Here is a 21,837-nt window from a genome sequence, read left to right as displayed (position 1 = left end):
CTCCCATCTTCTACTGCTACAATTGATGGGCTTGGAATCTTCGAACTCCTAAGAGGGGCATAAGAAAAGATAATGTCTAAGGACCTCGAGACCATCAGCCGCCGGGCGATAGCCCGGCTTAAATTTCGCGACATGCAAGTGTTCTTATTGGTCGTTCGCTTCGGCAGCATGGCTAAAGCGGCCCAGTTTTTATCTTTGACTCAGTCCGCGATTTCTCAGTCAATTGCAGAAATCGAGCATGTACTCGGCTATCGGCTTCTGGAGCGCGGCCCTAAAGGCGTGACGCCGACAATCTATGGCAGCAAGCTGTTGGAACGAGTGTCCGAAATCTTCGACAGCTTGGATTCCGGCGTCCGCGACTTGGACTTCTTGTCCAGGCCGGGAACGGGACTGGTGCGCATCGGCGCCGATATGTCTTTCATAGCCAGCGGGCTGTTGTCAGAAATCATAAACGACGTGGAAAACAAATTTCCACAAATCAGGCTTGATATCATCGAGACGACAACGAAAACGGCTAAGCCTGACTACAAGGAATTGCGGGATCGTTCAGTGGACTTAATTATCGGACGTATCTCAAACGAGACCCCCGACAATGAATTGAATGTCGAAACATTATTCGAAGAAAGTATGTTTGTTATTACGGGAAAAAATAGTTCATGGGCTAAATCCAGGGGGATTACTCTTCACTCACTGAAAGATGCGAAATGGATACTTGCATCGATCGATAATATGGCCCGCTCGTTAGTTCAGAATGCATTTGAATCCCAAAAGATCCCGTTTCCAGAGCCTCAAATTACAACATATTCCATGCAGCTTCGGATGCAGTTACTCCAAGAGAGAGATTACGTCACCGTCATGAGCGAGACTGGTTTCCAGTACAGCAGAAAAAACTGGGCGCTTCACAAACTACCCGTAGATTTAAAGAAGAAACTGCCGGTTGCCGTCTTAACTTTAAGACAGAGATCGCTACCAATGGCTGCCGAGACCTTCATGCGAAGCGCTCGAGATATCGCAAAACGAAAGCGCTCGCAGTCGTAACAGCCTTGTATGCTCCTTCAATCCGACCACTCCATTCTTCATGACATATCATTCCCGGATCGCGTCCATTAGCGACCTTCGGCAAAAGCGCGGGTAGCCTTCCACATCGAATTACCCTTCCCCATAGTCGGGATGCCGGGAAGTTGTGGCAGCTCCTTGCTTGCTGCAACTGCAATTCCCGTGATGCTCTTTCCAGCCCATGCCTTCATAAGCGGCACATGCCCCCTATCGCCAGAAACGGACCAGTGATCCAAAGGAACAGGATCGCATCATCGGCAGCGACGCAATGTCGTCGAGAGACACACCACCACCACAGTCACTGCGCTGGGCGTCGAACCGTTCAAGCGCAATTTGAGATTGATGGCCTCACCGCCGGTATCGCGACTTTTCAGAATCGCCCCGCTAACGTTAAGCGAACCGCCAGCGGTTCAACGGGATGAAGCACGCGATCCATCACACCGTTACTGCAAACTGCCGCTGGCGGCGCGCCTAACTTGCACATCGCGAACAGGTTGTCAGTCTTCAACATGGAGCCATAAGCATAGGTGATCTGGTCAGCTTTGGTATCAAACAGATTGAGGACATCTAGCTGAATGCGCCAGCCGCTCTCGAAACGATAGCCGATCCGGCCATTGAACAAACTTGTCGCTGGCGAGCGAAACACATTGTCTTCTGTCAGTGGCCGCTCACCCAGATAACGCCAGCGCAATCCACCAAACCACCCGGTCGCTTCTCCTAATGTGATCCCTGCCGAAGCAATCAATGTCGGAGATCCCGGAACACGATCTCCCGGCATGTTGCCGATTTGCGCTTCGGGATAACCCGCAAGCGAGGCATAGAGATCTGCCTGTTCTTGGTCGAAGCCAACAAAGCGGGCGTGCGATAACGCAACATCGCCGTCGAGTGTCAGCCAGTGGACCGGCTTGTACTTATTCGTCCATTCGATACCGTAGCGGCGGCTGGCGCGGCTTGCTTCAGTATCGCCCCCATCGCCCACGAACACGATCTCCGATGCCTGATCTAGCATGAACACGCTGAAGGTCGAATCGAGGCCCGGAATCAGGCGCGTGCGGATTCCGACTTCCGCACCCTTGGTCCGCACTAGCAGCGGTGATTCGGAAATCGGCTCCGATGGCGCGTTCGGATCCTGAACGCGGTCAACCGGAGCTTCGCGAATGGTGCTGCCACGCGCATCATTGCTGTGCATACCCATGCCTACACCGAAGAAAAACTCTGTCTTGTAGAACGGGCCGACCATCATGCTGAATTTTGGGCTACCCGTGGCGGCGTTCGCCTTGCCAGAATTATTGGCGTCGAACAGAGAATTCACAGTTGCATTGTAGTAATCGCCGCGCCAGCCCAGCGTGGTACGGAACCAGTCCGTCCAATGCATCGTGTTCTGGATGTAAGCTGCGGCACTTGCTTCCTTCACCCGGTCGCTACGGATATTATCTAGAAAGCTGCGTTGATAGGTCGTCGTTAGCGCAAGGCTGATGTCGTCATAACGCGTCTGCAGACCGACCGTTGTTTCCGCCGGGATTCCGGCAAAACTTCCGACAATGGTACGAGATACAGCGCCACCGGCAAGCATGCGATCATCATGCTGATGGAATTGGTCGCCCAGCGCCGGATTGCTGAGGTAATAGGTAAAATTATTGTAGAGATCGAGACCGCTCTTGATCACATAAGCATTGGCTTTCCACGAACCGAGGTCATCGGTCCGGGCTACGCGCGTGGAGAGCGAGAAGCGATTGGCACGACCGCCGTCACTGGGATCTTCGGAATCGAAGCGACCGAGCAAGCCGCTTGTGATGGCACGCAACGGAACCTGGTCCGTTGAATTCCAGCGATTGCCGTAAGCCATCGCCGTCGTGGAAAAGCCATCTGTCGCGGTGCCTTGGGTATAGCGGATCATGGCATTGAGCTTTCGCACCTCGTCAGGACTGCTCCATGGTCCGTTGTAGGTGTTGGCCTCTCCGGCAAACAGCAGATCGCCCGCCCCAACCTTTGCCGAATTCATTCCGAACACACGCCGATAGCCGAAACTTCCGAAGGTCGCTTCCGCGAATCCCTTGCTGACACGATCGATCAGATCCAGATGCAGAGCGCCAGCGGAACTGAAATCGCCCTCCTCCGCATAATAAGGTCCCTTACGAATACGCATGCCATTCACAGTTTCCGGCATCAGGAAGTTCAGGTCAGCGTAACCTTGGCCGTGTGCGTGACTACGCATATTGACCGGCATATCATCGACCGTGATTGCCATATCGGTTCCGTGATCGAGATTATAACCGCGCAGGAAGTACTGGTTGGCCTTGCCCTCGCCGCTGTGCTGGGTGACGATCAATCCCGGCACCACCTCCAGCACTTCACCGGGCCGCGTCACTGGGCGATCATTGATGTCCTTGCCAGAAGCGATCATTTCGCTGGCCATCGCTGGTATCGGCGGCGACCCGCCCGCAACATTCGGTGCTCCGGTCCACGCGGTATTGATCGGCGTCAGCTTTTGATTCGGCTGCACAAGCGCATTGCGCGGCGCGATAGCCTGTTTGGACCGCACATGTCTCTTTCGCTTCTGAGTTACAGAAGCGGGCATAATTTCGATTGGCGACAAGACGGAGGTTTCTTCCTCAGCGACATCCTGAGCCGATACGGGTGATGCGTGAAAAAGCAGCAACGTGGCAAGTGAAAATTTGGCTATTGGCAGGATGCCAACGACGCAAGCCGATTTACCAGACGTCATCGGCTATACCGATCAGCGCCTTTTTGATCTTGCTACGCATGAGAAAACATCGTCGCATAAATTGTCGAGGCGCCTATACCGACCGTCACCATCCCCACAACTACCTGCAGGGTACGATTTGCCCAAGTCAACGACCGCGCAGAAATCGCCAATGGCACGGCGATAACCGCCGAAAGCACCCCCATGCCGATCATTGATCCGAGACCAAATAAAATCAGATAGAGGAGCCCATAAACCGGATTGTTCACCTGCGACATTGCGATAACGAGCAGCGCCGCTGAGCCGGCCATTCCGTGGATCAAACCAACAAGCAATGTCCGCCAGCGGAACCCGTGTTCATGCTCATGCGCGCTCTGTTTATGAGGCATGGATTCCCCACGATGACTGTGAGCATGAAAGTGCATAACTCCATCGTGAACGTGGCCATGGAAATGTATCCGATCACGCCAAAGCTGCCACAACACATACCCACCCATGACAACCAGCATGACGCCGACCGCAAATTCCAGCCGTTCAGCAAGATGATCCGAAATCATCTGCCCAAGCAGTAAAGCTGCCCCAGCGAATAAAGACAGCGTTATGGTATGGCCAATACCCCAGGTCAGACCGTGCTTCACGATGTCGCGGACACTGGAGCGGCGGGCGGCGATGCTCGACACGGCAGCTATATGATCGGCCTCGAGCGCATGATGCATACCGAGCAGAAAACCAAGCGTCAGGATTCCGAACATAAGCCCCCCCAAAAGCCAGCGTTTCAATACTGTCAGCGCAGAAACGCGGACCCGCGACGATAGTCTCGCACACCCGCAAAGGTACGTCCGTGAGCCGCACATAGCTTTGCGGCATCCTCTGCCAGAAAGTCACGTTGGGATCGTGGGAACGTCGTACCGACTTCGATGACGACGCCTGTGGCCGTGGTACGGCACCGAATATCGGCAGTAACAGGCGCGAACGAAGCAGCCCTGTCCTCCATCATTTCGATGAAAGTGAGATCATCTGGATTGATCGCTATGCCGGTTTCAACACGGCTGGCAAGGCATGGCTGCGCCGGAAGCTCGGCAAGATCGGTCAGCCCATGCCTTTCAGCCAAGCTATAGATGGCTGCTTTCCCCAAACCGGCTTCAACATAAGGATGGACCACCGCGCGCTCTGATGCAGCTTTCAGTCCTGGGCGAAAATCGCCGAGGTCGTCGGTGTTCGTTCCCGATGCTATTTGGAAGGATGTCGCATCGCGAATACGATCGTACAGATTGGATTTGCAGTAATAGCAACGGTTAATCGGATTAGCGCGATAATTTGGATCGTCGAATTCACCGGCATCGAGCCAGACGACATTCCAGTCCTCGCTGTCCGCGTAACGCCTGACACGAGCGGTTGCAGCCTGCGGCACGGCGGGTGAGATCGCATGCAGCATCACCGCTTTCGTGCACGAGAAGCGATGCGCGACGTAGGCCAGGACCATACTGTCAACGCCGCCGCTCACCGCAATCGCAATCTCGTTATATCTGTTCAGCACCGACACCAAGCCGGCTTCGTTTGCGGATGCCTTCATTCCTGATTTCGCTCCGCTTTGGCCTTGAGCGCCCGGCGCTTTTCAAGCCCAGAATGCAAGGCCACGTCGTCGCTCTCTATTTTTCGGCTCAAGGAGCCGTCAGGACGTTTCACTTCCTTGACTCGCAAGATGCCCTCCTCCTGCGGGATAGAGTCGGATTTGCGGAACAGGCAGGCGCGCTGCTCAAGATGCCAACGCAGACCGATCGTCGAGGTTTCCGTGAAAATCTGCCGGTTGATCTCATCAAGCCTGTCAGGTTGCGCCAAAACACGGAACGATGTCGCGACCCGGCCCTTCTTTCCAGTCCGCTGCCCGGTTGTGACGTCGATCACTCCATCCACCTGACGAATCCTGTCGGCCGCGACCTGAATCTCCTCTCCTGTCATGTCGTCAATATCGAAATTGATTGTCGCGACCACCATGCTCTCTGCCTGCGTGCCAGCTTCAAAAACAAGTACCCGCAAGATGTTCGGCAGTTGCTCGAATTCGCGTGTTCCCGCGCCGATGCCGGTCGACATCAATCGCCCTTCCGGCAGCTGGGTCGCAGGCATGCTGATCAGGTGTTTCAGTATGGCTGCACCAGTCGGTGTAATGCGTTCGCCCGAAACGCCGTCGTTGCGCCATTGGAAATCCTTGAGCAGCGCCGCAGTTGCAGGCGCGGGCACAGGCAACAGACCATGCTGAGTTTGAATCAGGCCGCCGCCCAAGGGAAGGCTTGAAACCGACCATCGCGCTCCATCGAGGGCCGCAATGATCGTTCCCGCGGCGATCACATCCATGATCGAATCCCAACCCGCGATTTCATGAAAATGCACGTGATCGATTTCGACCTGATGGATATGGGCCTCTGATTCAGCCAGGAGGCGCAAAATTCCCAGAGCTTGCACACGAACATTCGGAGCAAGATCGGCCGCCTCGATCAGATTGACGATTTCCAGATAGGAGCCTGTACCATGGTGGTGATCGTGATGATCGGTCGTTGCATGATTAGGCTGCATGGTTTTGACGTCGTGATTGTGGGAGTCCGTCGCGTGATGATGGTGATGCCCGTGATCATGGTGGTGATGAGTGTGAGTGTGAGTGGCCTTCTTATCAGAAGGCGCGAGCGCAAACCGTAGCGCCCGGATCGCGCCGCTCTTGCCCTCAGAAAAGATGGGCGTTCCACAATTCGCTGGGAGTACAGCCGATATGTTCCTGAGAACAGCGTCTCTTAGCTTCGGGAAAGCATCGATCATTCCCGCAGCGAAGATGTCGCCGGCGATACCGCCGACGACATCGAGGTGAATGTGAAGCCGTTCAGACACTCAGTTTGCACCCTTGATGTTATAGGCCGTCGGGAAGTAAAGGTCCTTCCACGAAGTCGGCTTTTGCTTGACGATGCCTCGGTCATACATGAAAGACACAAACTTCATGGTTCCTGACGGGACGTTGGAGAAAATGATCTCCGGATTCTTCAAAAGACCTAGCACCTCGTCGTAAGTCGAGCTCTTGTCGCCACTATTTTCAACATAGAATTTTGCCGCCCCTTCCTTATCATTATTGATAAAAGCAAGCGCATCGTTGAGTGCAGCCAGGACGGCCTTCACCGTTTTCGGATTCTGATCATAGAAATCCTGACGCGTTCCGATAACGACGATGGTCGCCGGGCCGCCCATAATATCGTAGGAACTAAAAACCCGGTGCACGCCCGGATGCTTCAATTCAGCCTCCTGATACGGCGAGAAGCCCAGATGACTGTTGACCGCCCCGGATTTCGACAACAACGCCGCCATCGCATCGGGATGGTTCATCGTCACGGTCAGGGGATCAAGCTTGCTGGCGTCGCCCAGTTCCTTCTGGGCTGCCATGCCGAGCACGATTGCCTGCGGGGAAACGCGAACGGCCGGCAGGGCAATCTTATCCGCTGGTGTAAAATCCTTCAGCGACTTGATCTTCGGATTGATCGTGTTGAGGTACATCGGGAAGGCATTGACCGCCGAGAGCGCCTTCACACGCCCCTTTGAAGCTCCCCATAACGTGGCAATGCCTGTCAGGCCGCCACTGGTGAAATCGACGCTTCCCGACAACAGCGCGTCATTCATCGCTGCAGACCCAGCAAGCTGAAAATATTTGGTGGTGCTGGTGAGGCCTTCTTCCTTGAGGTGCTTCTCAACCAGCTTCTTGTCGCGCATCACCATGACCGGCAAATGCCCGAGGCCATATTGCATGGCGATCTTGACTTCACTGACCTCCGCTACTGCCGGTCTGATGGCTCCCCCCAGCATGAACGCGCTCGCGAATATCAACCCACTTAGCCCGGCGATAGTTTTCCCTCGAAGCATGTCCTGTCCTCCCTTGGTCGCTTTTGATTATTTCGACAAATTCACTCCCTGAGCTGCTTCAAACAGCATTCGATATTGCGGAGCCTTCGTATCGCGCAGCACGCGCAACGCAACACAGGCCGCTCCGAAGCCATTATCGATATTCACGACTGCTAGGCCTGCGGCGCAGCTCGCCAGGCACGCATTCATTGCCGTGCGCCCGCTGTCGGACGCGCCATAGCCAACCGAAGTCGGCACCGCGATCACGCTGCCCGGCACAAGACCACCGACAACGCTCGGCAATGCCCCGTCCATTCCAGCAGCCACGATGATGACTTTGCTCGCCCGGATGCCCTCGAGCCGCTCCATGAGCCGCCAAAGACCTGCAACACCGACATCTGAAATTTCGGACGCACCAATGCCGAAATACTGCAGCGTGCGGATCGCTTCATGTGCAACGGGAATATCCGAACTTCCCGCACTCACCACACTCACCTCAGCATGAGCGGGAATAAAGAGTTCCGCAGCAAAGAACCCGGTGCGGGAGACCGGATCATAATCGATATTCTTTCGCTGCATTTCTGGTAAGGCTGCAAGCTTGATATCCGTCAACCGAGTCAGGAGCAGCGGATTTTTCGTCTCAATGGCCGTCTGCAGAATATAGGCGATCTGCTCTACGCTTTTCCATTCGCAAAGCACCGCCTCATCGAAGCCGATCCGCTCGCGCCGCTGAAAATCGAGTTTGACCTGATCTGACAGCATGGGATCTCTCCGTTAACGGATCACCTCGGCACATCAAACTTGATGCGGGGCTTGCTCCAGAAGGTCGGCGCAACCACCGTCCGGGGGTTTGTGCCGACGTATTTCTTCGCGATCTGCCACGCCTCGTCGAAATTACGCGCGGGGGTGAGACCCAGCGCACGGAATGCACCTGGGTTTGGCGTGCCCGCCATAATGACCGCACCGGCTCGCTTCAGCAGATACTCGTTCTCGTAGAATAGCCAGAATGCGTGCAGCGGCGGATAGCCGTAGCCATGCGTATATTTGTGCCGGAAGTCAGGGCGATGATCGAATTCATCCTCGTGATCAACCATGTCCCGCGAAGAGAAATAGCGCGCGTAGAGATCGATGGCTGGCTGATATGACGGAAAGCGATCGGCATCGATATGGCCGTTGGCCGGCGAGCACGCGATCACGACCCCGCCCTCGCGCAGAACCGGCGCTTCCGGGCAATAACGCGGAGGTACAGTCGCGCCGACGGTTGCGATCAGAGTATTGTTCGAACTGCCGTAGGAATAGCTCGCAGGCAGACCCACGATTAGAACATCCGCTTCCGGTGTCGGCCGGCGAACGTATTTCTCGGCCAATTCCCATGCCGGCGGCTTCACACCATCCGCATAGCCCGCAAAGACGCCCGCCATGCGCCCACCACTACCGTTGAAGGAATTAATATAGAAAACCTTCCGACCAAGAGCCTGATCGAGGTAATCCGTCATCTCTTCCTTGACGCTCGGAATGCGCCTGCGTGGCGCGGCGGCGGCCTTCTTCTCTGCGTTGACCTTGACGGCAGGCTCGGGAATCCCATGGAAACTATGATGAGACGCGATGCTGCGTGTCGATGCGAGGCCGACGGCAACGCCTGTCCCGGTATAACTGCGCCACGCACCGGCGGCGACGTTCCCCTGATAGATCATCAGATCCGCGTTGACGAAATGCTTGTTCATCTCGACGTAGCGACCGCCATCCGTGACGCCGAAATACTGTAACTGCTCCGGATCGGTACAATCGTGATTGAGAATCTGACCCGTCCCCCAGAACGTGCCGAAAATCTCCGGGCCGAGATGATTGGCCAACTCTGCACGCGTATTCTTACGATGATTGCTGCAGGCATTAACAAACAGAATGTCGCGCTGTTTCACGCCTTTCGCGAGCAATTCCTCAACGATGATCGGCAAGATGGTTCGCGGGGGTATGTTGGGCCGGGTAATGTCGTCAAATCCGATCGCGACCCGCATGCCAGGTTTGATAAGTTCAGCCAGAGGTGGAGAACTATATGGCTTCGCCAGCGTTTCGCGTATGGACGCTGCGGGATCCTGCAGGAACGGAGGATCCTCGAACTCGACGACCGACGCATGATCCGGGACATCAATGTCGATCTTTTTATCACCGAAATCGACGGCTACTCTTTTTGTGTTCATGCGTTCCTCTTGCTGGCAATCGGCGTACTCTCGTCTTTAAAATATGGCAGCAAGGCCCGGCGGATAAACTTTCCGATCGGATTGCGCGGCAATTCGTCAACGAAAGCGATGCGAGCCGGCACTTTAAAAGAGGCAAGATACTCGCTGCAGTGCCGGATCAATTCGCTCTCCGTTACATCGTCGCGCTTGACGACGCAGGCCGCGACAACCTCACCATAAATGCGATCGGGAATTCCGACCGCCGCGGCTTCCCGCACCGCCGGATGTCGTGCGATGATTTGCTCGACTTCAAGCGGCGAAATGTTTTCACCACCGCGAATGATCGTTTCCTTTTTCCGACCGACGATGAAAATGTAACCATCATCGTCAACCTTCGCCAGATCACCCGATCTCACCCAGCCGCCTCTGATCGTCGCAGCCGTCGCATCGGGGTCTTTGTAATAGCCCTTCATCACAGTCGGGCCGCGGATTTCGATCTCACCTGTTGCGCCTGCTGGCAGTTCCTTGCCCTGACCATCAACGATGCGAATCTCGCTCGGCGGCAACGGCCTTCCGATGGACCCAGGTTTGCGCGGACCGCGAAGCGGATTCATCACATTGATGGATGTGGTTTCCGTCAGACCGTAAGTTTCAATAAGTAAATCTTGTCCGAAACGGGCGTGAAATTGGTTCGACAGATCAACCGAAGTAGGCGCGGACGCTACCTTCACGAACTCAAGCTTCGGGTAACCAGTCTTTCCGGTCGCGTCTTCCAGCAGAATGCTTAGGATGGTCGGCGAAGCACTGAAGCTGTTAACCTCGTAGTGCTCGCAAAGATCCCATAGGTTCGAAGCGCTGAAGCGTTTGCACAGCGCAACCGACGCGCCGGACAACAGATATGGCAGTGTACTGAACATCAGCGCATTAGTATGCGACAGCGACATGATACATAGCGTCCGATCGGATGGCTTGAGATGAAAACCATCAGCTACAGCCGCGATACCGGACGAGACATTACCATGCGTCAGCATTACGCCTTTCGGCCGCCCCGTCGTTCCAGATGTATAGAGAAGCAGCGCGACATCGTTCGGGTTCACACCCGGACTAATCGTCTCTGATGAAAAAGAATCCAGATCAGGAACGGCCACATTCTGCAAAACGCCCGGATTGCCAAAACAAACCACGCGAACGTTGCTGATGTTCTTCAATGCTTCCGCAAGTGTCGCCGCATATGGTTCTCCAACCACCACGACCTTGCTACCCGCATGGTTGACGATGTAGGCGATCTCATCCGCGGTCAGTCTGTCGTGAAGAGGATTGGTAACGATACCGGTTTTAAAACCGGCAATGTAGGCCGCTATCAGCAGGGGATCATTGCCCAACAAATAGGAAACAGCATCTCCAGCTTTGACGCCGACCGAGAGAAGCATTTGCGCGAAGCGATTTGAGAGAGATTCCAGCTCTCCGTAAGAGTGCGCCCGATCTTCAAACAGCACCGCCGTCGAAGCTGGATCATGTTTGCGAAGAATCTCACCAAGCTGCATCTTCACCATCCAACACACGTTCTCAAAAGCGACGCATTGTCTCCAACAATTTTAGATGAAGGATCACGCGGCAGTCCTTGAAGAGCTTTGGGTTTCAAAAGAACCTCATGCACGTTCTATATATTGAAACGTCGTATTAAATTCTGAGTACAACAAATGGGGAAGTCAATATCCGACGCAAGCTGCATGCTTCAGCGGCTTTTCTGGATGTTGAGACAGAAGATCGCAATTAAATCGGGATGAGGAGCCACGACTGATAATTCGATATTCGAACGGCTATGGGTAAAATTCAGATCAAACCCCGATGGCGCGTCGCTATGATACGAAGACGTGCTGCTCAAAATGCTGATTTGTAGTCGAGCGCATGTCTCAGCCTGGAAACGCGCGGCCCATTCGGGGCCGTGTCTCCTGCGCGATCCAAGCGATGGAAATACAGTGCATTCGCCTTCGTCACGATGCAGCACAAGGTTCAGCTCATGCGGAAGAATCTGAAGCTGCCCGAAGGAAATTTGCAGAGAAAACCCTTCTCCAAATCAGGGGATTTCTGCAACTTTTCGGGGACCATTTTGCGGGTTCAATGGAAGTCCCGGGAAGCAGGAAGAATCCGTACCTGGCGCGGGTGACGGGCTTTGGCTGAAGCCGAAGAAATCAACTTCTGCTCCCCTTCAGCAGAATTCTGCGCTTGCAGATATGGACGTAAAGCGTCGTTGGAGAGTCCGATCAGATCGGACGTACGGTCGAACAAACGATCTGCAATCAGATGAACCACCCGGTCCGGGCTACTCTGGATGAAGCCCTCAACCTCGATCAACCGCGCACCCATCACTTCCTTGCGGAATTTCTCCATCACTTTCGGCCAGACCACAATGTTGGCAATTCCGGTTTCATCCTCCAGCGTCATGAACACAACGCCTTTGGAACTGCCCGGCCGCTGACGCACCAGCACAACGCCCGCACAGCGCACGCGCCGTTTATCATTCTCATGGGCAATGGCCGCACAGGAAACAATCCCCTGCTTCGTAAATGTCGCGCGAAGGAATTCCATCGGATGCCCCTTCAAGGACAACCGTATGGTCTGATAATCGGCTACCACTTCTTCCGGCAGCGGCATCTGCGGCAACGGAGCGCTGTCTTCGTCAGGCTGTTCGCGAGCAGCCGTCGATTGAAAAAGCGGCAGCGACACATTGTCCGGCAGGCGGCGAATGGCCCACAGCGCGCTGCGGCGATCCAGTCCAAGCGAACGGAAGGCATCGGCATCAGCCAAGAGGATCAGCGCACGTTTCGGCAACTTAGTCTCCCGCGCGAAATCCTCCAGTGATGTGAATGACTGCCTCAACCGCGCCGCGACGATCGCCTCGCCCCAGTCCTCCGATTTTGTCTTGCCTTGTATCCGGCGCCACCTCTCCTCATCCGGATCGGCGCATTTGAATCCATCGATCTGCCGGAAGCCGAGGTGCAGCACATGGTATTTGCCGCTTCGCTCTCCCAGAGTGTTCTGTGAAAAGCTGTGAGACACATCAATCTCACGGACCTCGACGCCGTTCTGGCGCGCATCGCCGACGATCTGTGCCGGCGCATAAAATCCCATCGGCTGCGAGTTCAAAAGACCGCAGGCAAAAGCATCGGGATGGAAACATTTCAGCCAAGCGGACACATAGACGAGCTGGGCGAAAGCCGCGGCGTGACTTTCAGGAAAGCCGTAGCTGCCGAAACCCTTGATCTGATCGAAGCAGCTTTGCGCAAATGCGGGATCGTAGCCGCGCTTAATCATGCGGCCAACCATGCGTTTCTCAAATTTCGGCATGGTGCCGACGTTGCGGAACGTCGCCATCGCACGCCGCAAACCATTGGCTTCCTCGGGCGTGAATTCTGCCGCCGCCATGGCGATGCGCATGGCCTGCTCTTGAAATAGCGGAACGCCGAGCGTCTTGCACAGCACGTCCTTCAGTTCATTCTTGTTGCCGCTCTTCGGATAAGGATATTCGATCTCTTCCGGCTTCATCTGCCGCCGCTTCAGATACGGATGCACCATATTGCCCTGGATCGGGCCGGGCCGGACGATCGCGACCTCGATAACAAGATCGTAGAAGGTTCGCGGCTTCAGGCGCGGCAGCATATTCATCTGCGCGCGGCTCTCGACCTGAAACACGCCGAGTGACTCGCCACGGCACAGCATGTCGAACACCGGGCCGCTATCATCCTTTTCCGCATTGATGTCCGAAAGCTGATAGCGCTTCCCTTTATGATCCGCGACCAGATCGAAGCACTTGCGGATGCAGGTCAACATGCCGAGCGCCAGCACATCGACCTTCATCATCTTCAACGTATCGATGTCGTCCTTATCCCACTCGATGAAGGTGCGGTCTTCCATCGCGGCATTACCGATCGGCACGTAGGTATTGAGACTATCCTGCGTCAGGACATAGCCGCCGACATGCTGGGACAGGTGGCGTGGAAATTCGATCAGCTCGGTGGCAAGCTCGACGGCGCGACGGATCATTCCGTTCTGCGGATCGAAGCCTGCCTGCCTGATCTGCATGTCGCTGACGCCCGTGCCCCAGCTTCCCCACACCGTATCGGCCAACGCAGCGGTGACGTCTTCCGTCAGCCCGAGCGCCTTGCCGACATCCCGAATGGCGCTGCGCGGCCGGTAATGAATGACAGTCGCGACAATCGCCGCGCGATGGCGGCCATAACGCCGGTAGACATACTGCATCACCTCTTCGCGGCGGGAATGCTCGAAATCGACATCGATGTCGGGCGGCTCCAACCGCTTCTCGGAGATGAACCGCTCGAACAGCACATCGGTTTCGGCGGGATTCACCGAGGTGATGCCGAGCATGTAGCAGACGGCGGAATTCGCCGCCGACCCGCGCCCCTGGCACAGAACGTTCTGCGAGCGGGCATACTGAACGATGTCATGCACCGTCAGGAAGTAATGCGCATAACCGAGTTTCTCGATCAGGCGCAGTTCCTTCTCAATGGTTGCTTGCAATTTTTCGTCGATGCCGCTGGGAAAATAAGACTGGATTCCTGCGTTAACGAGATCCGTGAGATGTTCTTGTGCCGTCTTGCCAAGCGGCACGGGCTCATCGGGATATTGATATTTCAATTCGTCGAGAGCGAAGGTGATGCGATCCGCGAACCTCATGGTCTCCGCGACCGCCTCCGGCAGATCGCGGAAAAGCCGCACCATCTCGTAGCCGGGCTTCATATGTCGCTCGGCATTAGCCTGCAGCTTTTTGCCGATGGCGTGGATCGTCGTCTTTTCGAGGATGCAGGTCAGCACGTCCTGCAGCGGACGGCGCGCCGGATGATGATACAGAACGTCGTTTGTGGCGAGCAGCGGCACGCGTCCCGTCGCTGCGATCTGGTACAGACGGGAGAGGCGCCGCCTATCGTCGCCACGATACAGCAGGCTTGCAGCCAGCCAGACTCCATCGGCGCGGCTTTGCTTCAGCCGGCCGAGCACCTTCAACGCAACCGTCGTTTCAAACCGATGCGGCAACGTCAGAACCAGCAATTGCCCCTCGGAAAAATCCAGAAGATCATCGAGCGTGAGAAGGCACTCACCCTTCTCCGCTTGCAGCTTCCCGTGCGACAGCAACTGGCAGAGGCGACCATAGGCGGCGCGGTCGCGCGGATAGACCAGAATGTCCGGCGTTCCGTCGGTGAAGACGAGGCGCGCACCGATCAGGAGTCTGGGCTTGTATTTGACCTCATGGTTTGCAAGCTCGCTATAGGCACGCACAACGCCAGCCAAGGTATTGCGGTCGGCGATGCCGATCACCGGTAGCCGGTGTTCGCTGGCCTGATGCACATATTCCTGCGGCTGAGACCCTCCGCGCAGAAACGAAAAATTGGTGGTGATGCCGATTTCCGCATAATCGGTGACCTTCATGCGAACACCCCATGGACGTACCATTTAGGGTCGATACGCTCGCCTTTGTCATCGACAGACTCGCTTCCGTAGAGACCATCGCGATAGATCCAGAAACGCAGGCCTTCCGTGTCCTCGACACGAAAATAATCGCGTGTGAGGACAGACGTCTCGTTCTTCCACCACTCCATCGCAATGCGTTCTGGCCCTTCCGCCCGCACGACCGCATGGGTCGCACGCCGCCATGTAAAACGAGGTGGCGGACCATCCGGAACGGACGCCGCTATGACCTTGATTTCCTCGGGCCTTTCGAACATCCGCAATGGCCGCAACGGGGGTTCGCTCTCGCAGCGTCGCGGCCATTGCGCGGATAAAGCCTTCGGCAGATAAACCTGCGCCGGCATGGCCCGGGCAGCGCGTTCGGGAATGTGCGTATCCTGCGGCAGGTAGATCATGATCCGCTGTCCGCCGAGACGAGCCGCAAGGCGATCGATCAATGCCGCCATCTCGTCATTGTCCTGCGTCCGCGCATCGAGATCGCGCTGCTCCTGCACCACAGCCTCGACACGACTTGCGGACAGACGGATGAGATCGAATCCGAAACCCGGATCGAGCGGGTCGGCCAGCACATCAAACCGTTCCCGAAACAGGCGATCGATCAGGCCGGCACGCGTGACCGGCTGCCCCGCATCGACTGCGATGGTCCGCACCACGCCATCGACACGAAAGAAACTGGCCTCCAGCCGACGGGCGCCCTTGCCTTGCTGCTCCATCGCAACCACGAGTTTTTGCGCCAAGCCCGATACGGTCGCGGAAATCGCATCTTCGGTCGCAACCGGCTCGGCAAAATGCCTCTCGACCAAGAAGTCAGGCGGCAGCCGCCGCGGACTGATCGGCGCATCGGATTGCCCGAGCACTTCCCGCAACACATCCGTGAACGCCTTGCCGAACCGCGCGGCGATCTCGCGGGGCTCACGAGAGGCAACGTCGCCAATAGTCTTCAGCCCGGCACGGCGCAATCCGCGTGTGATGGCATCCTCCGCGCCGAGCGCGAACACAGGCAAGTTCTCAACAGCTGCAGACTCTTGCCCTTCCGGCACGATCCGGCCGCGCACTGCGCGCGTCAGCGCCCGCGCGCAAGCCGACGTTCCGGCAATCGCCGCATTGACGACGAACCCTTGCCGCGTCAGTGAATCGCACACCAGCGCCAGCATCTTGGCTTCGCCGCCGAACAGATGCGCGCACCCGCTGATGTCGAGAAACAGTCCGTAAGGCGAATCGAGCGCGACAAGCGGCGTGAAGCGATCGCACCAGTCCGCGATATGAGCGAGAGCCTGCGCATCCGCTCCTGCATCGGCATCGAACACCTCGATGTCGGGACAGATCGCCCGTGCATTGGCAACCGGCATGCCGATCTCAAGCCCGATGGCCGCCGCCGCATCATTCATGGCGACGATCTGCAGCGCGTTATGCTGCCTGTCCGCAATGATCCAAGGTCTGCGGAAAAACGCGTCATCCAGTCCGTCGCAAGCGCGCGATCGATCCTCCTGCGCGAGCCGGCGTTTGATGCGGTCGGTCGGCAGGCGCGGCAACCAAAGGCTGAGAATACGTCGCCGGTTCACGGAAGATACGCTCGTCACAATTCCACTCCATGATCCATCGGCCTAGCTGCCCATGACGATTGCGGACAAGTTCTGCATCGAGCATCGGCTCGCCCCAGGCGTTCCATTCCGGTCCAGGAAGCGAGCGCGCGGCCCGCACCACCCATCGCGTCTCCGCCGTGCTGCTAACAGGCTGGCTCGATGTACAAAGCAGCACGCAGGATACGCCGGACGATTGGGCCGCCAGTGTCAGCCGCCGGCTGGCGGTGAGATCGAATGTTTTCGTTTCGCCCCACAGTTCACACACCACCGCACCGAGTGCGTCGCAGGCCAGCGCATCGGCGGTGACCTTCAGCGCGGTTTCCGCATTTAGCACCCGCACCAACACCAAACGGCACGGATCAAGACCCAGTTCGGCAAACCCGTTCATCGACAAGGCACCGGCTTCGGCTTCCGCGAAATCCTGCTGCACCCAAAAAATCGGCCGATGGCTCGCCAGACACTGAACCAGACCTGCGGCAAAACCGGTCGCAGAAGCCGACTGCCGGGTCTCGGTCGCGAACACCTCATGCAGCGCGCCGCGCAGCAGGCCGCCCTGCAGCGTCGCATCCACACCGGGATGGCCGAGCGCCACGCGCGCCATCTGCTGGGGCATGGTTTGCGCCTCAAGATGGCGGATAGCGTCCCGCAAGGACGCAAGCGTACTCACACGCGCGCCGGTCATGCGCCGCTCCCAGAGATCGAGGCAGCCCTTCGTTTTCCTCTAACGACGGACCAGCCGTTATGCTCACGTTATGTTCACGTTATATTCTAATATAATCCTGCCCAGCCCCAGCGAGTCAACCAGAGTCTCGGAGCCAGATTTTTATCAACAGAACCAATGAGGTTCTGACTTTTGACGCGGAAACTTGCCGCGGCTCTCTTGATTGAACTTCAGAAAGCCGGAGAGAGGACCCATGCGCCACGCTGCCCGCGACCTCGACCCCGACCCCGACCTTTTTGGAACAGAGAGCCTTGCGGATCTACGCGAGGAAGCCGCGCATTGCCGGGCCTGCCATCTTTACAAGGACGCCACGCAAACCGTGTTCGGTGAAGGCGCAGCTCATGCCCCCATCATGTTGGTCGGCGAACAGCCCGGCGACAAGGAAGACCTGGCCGGCAAGCCATTTGTCGGCCCCGCGGGTCAGGTTCTGGCTCGTGGTTTGGACGAAGCCAAAATTCCGCGCAACAAGGTCTACATCACCAATGCAGTGAAGCATTTCAAATTCGTCCTACGCGGAAAAGTCCGTCTGCATCAAAAACCGAACACATCCGAAATCAGAGCCTGCCGGCAATGGTACGAGCGCGAGCTTCTAGCGGTGAAGCCTGCTCTGGTGGTCGCTATGGGAGCCACGGCTGCGCAATGCGTTTTCGGCAAGATCACACCGATCGGGAAAAACCGCGGACACTTTCTGGATTTGACTGAAGATACCAAGGCTTTGGTGACGGTGCATCCGTCCTATCTGTTGCGGCTGCCCGATGCAGACGCCAAGGCTCGCGAATACGCGCATTTTGTCAGCGACCTTAAGCTGGCGTTTGAGTATATCCATCACAAGGAGAAAGCTACCTAAGGCTTATTTTGGAATAAAATGTCGTCAGCTAGATCACTACGCGACAATTCAAGGCGGGATAAACATGTCCGAACACGATCATTCCCATTCTCACGACCATGATCGCTGGAAGCACGACGGCGTGCGGGTCATTCCCGGCAATCAGCTCGACCCGAACGTCCCGTCCACTCCCGGAATGGACCGTAAAGCTGCAATTAATTTTGCGCGCGCCGGCGCGCAAAAATTATGGGCTGGCACCGTCACCATCAAACCCGACGCCAAGACCGGAGCCCATCACCACGGCCATTTAGAGAGCATCATCTACGTCGTAAAAGGCAAGGCGCGGATGCGTTGGGGCGAACATCTTCAGTTTACGGCAGAAGCCAATCCGGGTGATTTTATTTTTGTGCCGCCTTACGTACCGCATCAAGAGATCAACGCCAGCACCGACGAAGTACTGGAATGCGTTTTGGTCCGAAGCGACGGTGAAGCTGTTGCAATCAATCTCGACATCGAACCCATCGAGAAACCAGAGACTGTATTATGGATCGACCCTATTCACCGGGATCCAAACGAATCGCGCTAGTTTCGTAACACGCATCAATTTCAGCCGAAGCCGGCACAGGTTTAAGCATCCGTTCAAGCGTCTCCAGCCTGTCAGCTTCGCCGGGCGGCTTGTCCCAGCGCAGCCGATTGATGCGCGGGAAACGCATCGCAACGCCGGACTTGTGGCGCGGTGAGCGCGCCAATCCTTCAAACGCGACTTCCAGCACGAGTCCCTTATCCGGCTCGTGCACCACATGACGCACGGGGCCGAATTTTTCCGTGGTGTTACGGCGGACGAAACGGTCGATCTGGATCAACTCCTCATCGGTGAAGCCGAAATAGGCCTTACCTACCGGCACGAGCTGCTCGCCCTCCTCACCCTCCGTCCAGACGCCGAACGTGTAATCCGAATAATAAGACGAACGCTTGCCATGGCCGCGCTGCGCATACATCAGCACGGCATCGATGATGTGCGGGTCGCGCTTCCATTTCCACCATTGGCCTTTGGGGCGGCCCGGCAGATAGAGCGCGTCGCGGCGCTTCAACATCACGCCCTCCACCGCATCTGCATCATCGCCCGCACCCGCGCTCGATGGATCGGCGCGGGCGGCCGTCAGCTCGGGCCATGTCGAAAAAGGGACACACGGCGACAGATCGATGCGCGGGTCGTCCAGCCGCGCGATGAAAGATTCCAGATGTTCGCGCCGCTCGGCGAACGGCAATTCACGCAGGTCGCTTTCGTCGTCCGCCAACAGATCGTAGGCACGCAGATGGATCGGATAGTCCTTGATCAACTTCGGCGTCACGCTTTTGCGGTTGAGCCTTTGCTGCAACACGTTGAAGCTCTGCACGCGGCCTTCGCGCAACACCAGCAGTTCACCGTCGATCGCGCCCGGCAGGCGAAGCGACGGCAACAAATCCGGAAAGCTCCTGGTGATGTCCTCGCCGCTGCGCGAATAAAGTCGTGTAACGATCTCGCCATCCTCGTCGCGGCCGCTCACCGCCTGCACACGGATGCCGTCCCATTTCCATTCGGCGATAAAGTCGGTGGGATCGAGAGCGGCAAAATCGGCATCCTCCACCGCATGCGCCAGCATCACCGGGCGGAACGGCGCGGGATCGCGATTGACCGGCTTGTCGGCGCGGCCCTCCAGCCAGGCGAACAGATCGAGATAAGGCGGGGTGAGGCCGGGCCAGATCAGTTCGATCTCATGCGGGTCCTTGTCGCCGAGCGCGGCCGCGGCGGTCTTGGCCAGTCGCGCGGAAATGCCGATGCGCAATCCTCCGGTGACGAGCTTCAACAGCGCCCAGCGCCCGGTCTCGTCGAGCTGGTCGAGCCATCGGACGAGTTGGGCGGGGATCTCGGTCTTTCCGAGCGTATGAAAGGTCGTGACGACATCACTCAATGTCGGTGGTGGCTGGTTGTGACCGGCGCCGCCGCGTTCCGGCATCGGCCACATCAGCGCGACGGTTTCCGACAGGTCGCCAACATAATCGTAGGACAGATCGAACAGCACCGGATCGGTGCGCGCCGCAATCAGGTCGCGGATCAGTCCCGGCTTGGCATGTCGAAACGACAAGGCGCCGGTGAGCGCCGCAAGCGCATAGCCGCGATCGGGATCTTCGACCTCGCGGAAATAATTCACGATCAGCCGCAGCTTGTTATTGCGGCCGGGCTCATAGGCCAGCCGATTGAGCAGATGCGCGAAGCGGTTCATGGCCGTTCGCCTTCCCCCATCGTCGAAGGTTCGTCCTCATCGCCGTAGCCGACGAGATCGAGCGGCCGCGCTTTCAAGCCTTTAGCCTTGCACCAATGCACCAGGGCATCTTCCTGCCCGTGGGTAACCCAGACTTCACCCGCACCCGTCGCGGTAATCGTGGTGGTCAGGCCCTCCCAATCGGCATGATCGGAAATCACCAGCGGCAGTTCGATGCCCTTCTGCCGCGCACGGGCGCGCGTGCGCATCCAGCCCGAAGCGAAGGCCGCAACAGGATCCGGGAAACGGCGCGTCCAAATGTCGGTAATGGCCGATGGCGGCGCCAGCGTGATGGTGCCGGCAAGATCGGCCTTCTTCACGCCTTTCACCAGCCGTAGCTCGCCAAGCGCGATGCCGCGACTCTCATAATAGCGCGTGATCTTTTCCATCGCGCCATGAAGATAGATCGGCGCGGTGTAGCCCGCCTTGCGCAACAGAGCGATGATCCGTTGTGCCTTGCCGAGCGAATAAGCACCGACCAGATGTGCGCGCTCCGGAAACAAGGCGACCGAATCCAGCAGCTTGCGGATTTCACCCTCTGCCTCCCCATGGCGGAAGATCGGCAGGCCGAAGGTCGCCTCCGTGATGAAAATATCACAAGGCACGATCTCGAACAGCGCGCAGGTCGGGTCGGGTGCGTCTTTATAATCGCCGGATGCGACAATGCGGGTTTGTCCATCCGTCACCATGATCTGGGCCGAGCCCAGGACATGCCCGGCGGGATGGAAGGCCACGGTCACGTCGTTGAGCCGGATTTCCTCGCCGTAGGAAATCGCCTGTGTCGAACCGGCGAAATCATCGCCATAGCGTAGCCGCATGATGTCGAGCGTTTCCTGCGTCGCCAGCACCGCGCGGTGTCCGGGGCGGGCATGGTCGGAATGGCCATGCGTAATCAGCGCGCGCTCCACCGCCCTGACCGGATCGATATGAAAGCCTCCGCCTTCGCAGCAGAGCCCGGCGGCAACCGGCTTCAAGAGGGAGGGTGAACGCATGCCCGGTATATAGGAGGCTATTCCTGCCAGGCGAGCCCGGCGGGGACCTCGCTCTCAACATAGATTAAGGTTCCAAGCCCGATCTGCCCCGCCAAAGCGGACTCGACCTTGGGCATGG

15 protein-coding genes and 1 pseudogene are annotated in these 21,837 nt (G+C 57.2%); 3 read left to right on the top strand and 13 right to left on the bottom strand.

What is annotated here, in order from left to right:
* Positions 1-72 precede the first annotated feature (72 nt).
* Positions 73-1,038, top strand: coding sequence for a LysR family transcriptional regulator (locus AFIDRAFT_RS15900; RefSeq protein WP_009340600.1), 966 nt, complete (start codon positions 73-75; stop codon positions 1,036-1,038).
* Between the two features lie 388 nt (positions 1,039-1,426).
* Here the strand turns inward: AFIDRAFT_RS15900 and AFIDRAFT_RS15895 are convergent, their stop codons facing one another.
* The 11 genes from AFIDRAFT_RS15895 to AFIDRAFT_RS15845 all read right to left on the bottom strand — a co-directional run bounded on the left by AFIDRAFT_RS15895 (position 1,427) and on the right by AFIDRAFT_RS15845 (position 17,559).
* Positions 1,427-3,781: a TonB-dependent receptor gene (locus AFIDRAFT_RS15895; protein WP_009340598.1), complete on the bottom strand. Its 2,355-nt coding sequence runs from the start codon at positions 3,779-3,781 to the stop codon at positions 1,427-1,429.
* A gap of 32 nt (positions 3,782-3,813) precedes the next feature.
* Positions 3,814-4,512: an urease accessory protein UreH domain-containing protein gene (locus tag AFIDRAFT_RS15890; protein ID WP_009340596.1), complete on the bottom strand. Its 699-nt coding sequence runs from the start codon at positions 4,510-4,512 to the stop codon at positions 3,814-3,816.
* 32 nt (positions 4,513-4,544) lie between these two features.
* The gene (gene larE / locus AFIDRAFT_RS15885; RefSeq protein WP_009340594.1) at positions 4,545-5,333 is read right to left on the bottom strand and encodes an ATP-dependent sacrificial sulfur transferase LarE; all 789 of its coding nucleotides are present in this window, start codon (positions 5,331-5,333) and stop codon (positions 4,545-4,547) included.
* Entirely contained in the window at positions 5,330-6,637 is a 1,308-nt protein-coding gene (larC, locus tag AFIDRAFT_RS15880) for a nickel pincer cofactor biosynthesis protein LarC (RefSeq protein WP_245258192.1), read from the bottom strand. Before larC ends, larE begins: the two co-directional genes overlap by 4 nt.
* Complete coding sequence (locus tag AFIDRAFT_RS15875) at positions 6,638-7,654, bottom strand: ABC transporter substrate-binding protein (RefSeq protein WP_009340590.1); 1,017 nt, start codon at positions 7,652-7,654, stop codon at positions 6,638-6,640.
* A 27-nt stretch (positions 7,655-7,681) separates the two neighbouring features.
* Positions 7,682-8,395 carry a nickel pincer cofactor biosynthesis protein LarB gene (larB, locus tag AFIDRAFT_RS15870; RefSeq protein WP_009340589.1) on the bottom strand — a complete coding sequence of 238 codons (714 nt, stop codon included), beginning with the start codon at positions 8,393-8,395 and terminating at the stop codon, positions 7,682-7,684.
* A gap of 20 nt (positions 8,396-8,415) precedes the next feature.
* Positions 8,416-9,831, bottom strand: a complete 1,416-nt coding sequence (locus AFIDRAFT_RS15865) for a lactate racemase domain-containing protein (RefSeq protein WP_009340587.1) — start codon at positions 9,829-9,831, stop codon at positions 8,416-8,418.
* Positions 9,828-11,363, bottom strand: coding sequence for a class I adenylate-forming enzyme family protein (locus AFIDRAFT_RS15860; RefSeq protein ID WP_156786909.1), 1,536 nt, complete (start codon positions 11,361-11,363; stop codon positions 9,828-9,830). Before AFIDRAFT_RS15860 ends, AFIDRAFT_RS15865 begins: the two co-directional genes overlap by 4 nt.
* Positions 11,364-11,928: 565 nt before the next feature.
* Positions 11,929-15,255 (bottom strand): error-prone DNA polymerase, encoded by a 3,327-nt coding sequence (locus tag AFIDRAFT_RS15855; protein ID WP_009340582.1) that lies wholly within the window; start codon positions 15,253-15,255, stop codon positions 11,929-11,931.
* Positions 15,252-16,856: a Y-family DNA polymerase gene (locus AFIDRAFT_RS15850; protein ID WP_502685480.1), complete on the bottom strand. Its 1,605-nt coding sequence runs from the start codon at positions 16,854-16,856 to the stop codon at positions 15,252-15,254. The genes AFIDRAFT_RS15855 and AFIDRAFT_RS15850 overlap by 4 nt, the downstream gene beginning before the upstream one ends.
* Positions 16,747-17,559, bottom strand: a complete 813-nt coding sequence (locus AFIDRAFT_RS15845) for an ImuA family protein (RefSeq protein ID WP_009340578.1) — start codon at positions 17,557-17,559, stop codon at positions 16,747-16,749. Before AFIDRAFT_RS15845 ends, AFIDRAFT_RS15850 begins: the two co-directional genes overlap by 110 nt.
* A gap of 289 nt (positions 17,560-17,848) precedes the next feature.
* Between AFIDRAFT_RS15845 and AFIDRAFT_RS15840 the strand changes: the two are divergent.
* Together AFIDRAFT_RS15840 and AFIDRAFT_RS15835 are read left to right on the top strand one after the other, a co-directional pair.
* Positions 17,849-18,445 (top strand): annotated as a pseudogene (locus AFIDRAFT_RS15840) (UdgX family uracil-DNA binding protein); the annotation flags it as partial.
* A gap of 64 nt (positions 18,446-18,509) precedes the next feature.
* The gene (locus AFIDRAFT_RS15835; protein ID WP_009340576.1) at positions 18,510-19,010 is read left to right on the top strand and encodes a cupin domain-containing protein; all 501 of its coding nucleotides are present in this window, start codon (positions 18,510-18,512) and stop codon (positions 19,008-19,010) included.
* Here the strand turns inward: AFIDRAFT_RS15835 and AFIDRAFT_RS15830 are convergent.
* Together AFIDRAFT_RS15830 and AFIDRAFT_RS15825 are read right to left on the bottom strand one after the other, a co-directional pair.
* On the bottom strand, positions 18,979-20,688 hold the full coding sequence (locus AFIDRAFT_RS15830; protein ID WP_009340575.1) for a cisplatin damage response ATP-dependent DNA ligase: 1,710 nt from the start codon (positions 20,686-20,688) through the stop codon (positions 18,979-18,981). The genes AFIDRAFT_RS15835 and AFIDRAFT_RS15830 overlap by 32 nt on opposite strands.
* On the bottom strand, positions 20,685-21,719 hold the full coding sequence (locus tag AFIDRAFT_RS15825; protein WP_009340574.1) for a ligase-associated DNA damage response exonuclease: 1,035 nt from the start codon (positions 21,717-21,719) through the stop codon (positions 20,685-20,687). Before AFIDRAFT_RS15825 ends, AFIDRAFT_RS15830 begins: the two co-directional genes overlap by 4 nt.
* Positions 21,720-21,837: the final 118 nt, after the last annotated feature.

The organism is Afipia sp. 1NLS2 (genome assembly GCF_000178995.1).
In the GTDB taxonomy this organism is placed as follows: Bacteria; Pseudomonadota; Alphaproteobacteria; order Rhizobiales; family Xanthobacteraceae; genus Afipia.
The sequence above is the reverse complement of the archived record's forward strand: the minus strand, read 5'-3'. Positions and strand labels throughout refer to the sequence as shown.

Excerpts from the sequence above, each read along its gene's own strand:
- larE (WP_009340594.1), bottom strand. The coding sequence starts at position 5,333 with ATGAAGGCATCCGCAAACGAAGCCGGCTTGGTGTCGGTGCTGAACAGA.
- AFIDRAFT_RS15865 (WP_009340587.1), bottom strand. The coding sequence starts at position 9,831 with ATGAACACAAAAAGAGTAGCCGTCGATTTCGGTGATAAAAAGATCGAC.
- AFIDRAFT_RS15825 (WP_009340574.1), bottom strand. The coding sequence starts at position 21,719 with ATGCGTTCACCCTCCCTCTTGAAGCCGGTTGCCGCCGGGCTCTGCTGC.
- AFIDRAFT_RS15830 (WP_009340575.1), bottom strand. The coding sequence starts at position 20,688 with ATGAACCGCTTCGCGCATCTGCTCAATCGGCTGGCCTATGAGCCCGGC.
- AFIDRAFT_RS15860 (WP_156786909.1), bottom strand. The coding sequence starts at position 11,363 with ATGGTGAAGATGCAGCTTGGTGAGATTCTTCGCAAACATGATCCAGCT.
- AFIDRAFT_RS15900 (WP_009340600.1), top strand. The coding sequence starts at position 73 with ATGTCTAAGGACCTCGAGACCATCAGCCGCCGGGCGATAGCCCGGCTT.
- larB (WP_009340589.1), bottom strand. The coding sequence starts at position 8,395 with ATGCTGTCAGATCAGGTCAAACTCGATTTTCAGCGGCGCGAGCGGATC.
- AFIDRAFT_RS15835 (WP_009340576.1), top strand. The coding sequence starts at position 18,510 with ATGTCCGAACACGATCATTCCCATTCTCACGACCATGATCGCTGGAAG.
- AFIDRAFT_RS15890 (WP_009340596.1), bottom strand. The coding sequence starts at position 4,512 with ATGTTCGGAATCCTGACGCTTGGTTTTCTGCTCGGTATGCATCATGCG.
- AFIDRAFT_RS15875 (WP_009340590.1), bottom strand. The coding sequence starts at position 7,654 with ATGCTTCGAGGGAAAACTATCGCCGGGCTAAGTGGGTTGATATTCGCG.
- AFIDRAFT_RS15855 (WP_009340582.1), bottom strand. The coding sequence starts at position 15,255 with ATGAAGGTCACCGATTATGCGGAAATCGGCATCACCACCAATTTTTCG.
- AFIDRAFT_RS15845 (WP_009340578.1), bottom strand. The coding sequence starts at position 17,559 with ATGACCGGCGCGCGTGTGAGTACGCTTGCGTCCTTGCGGGACGCTATC.
- AFIDRAFT_RS15895 (WP_009340598.1), bottom strand. The coding sequence starts at position 3,781 with ATGACGTCTGGTAAATCGGCTTGCGTCGTTGGCATCCTGCCAATAGCC.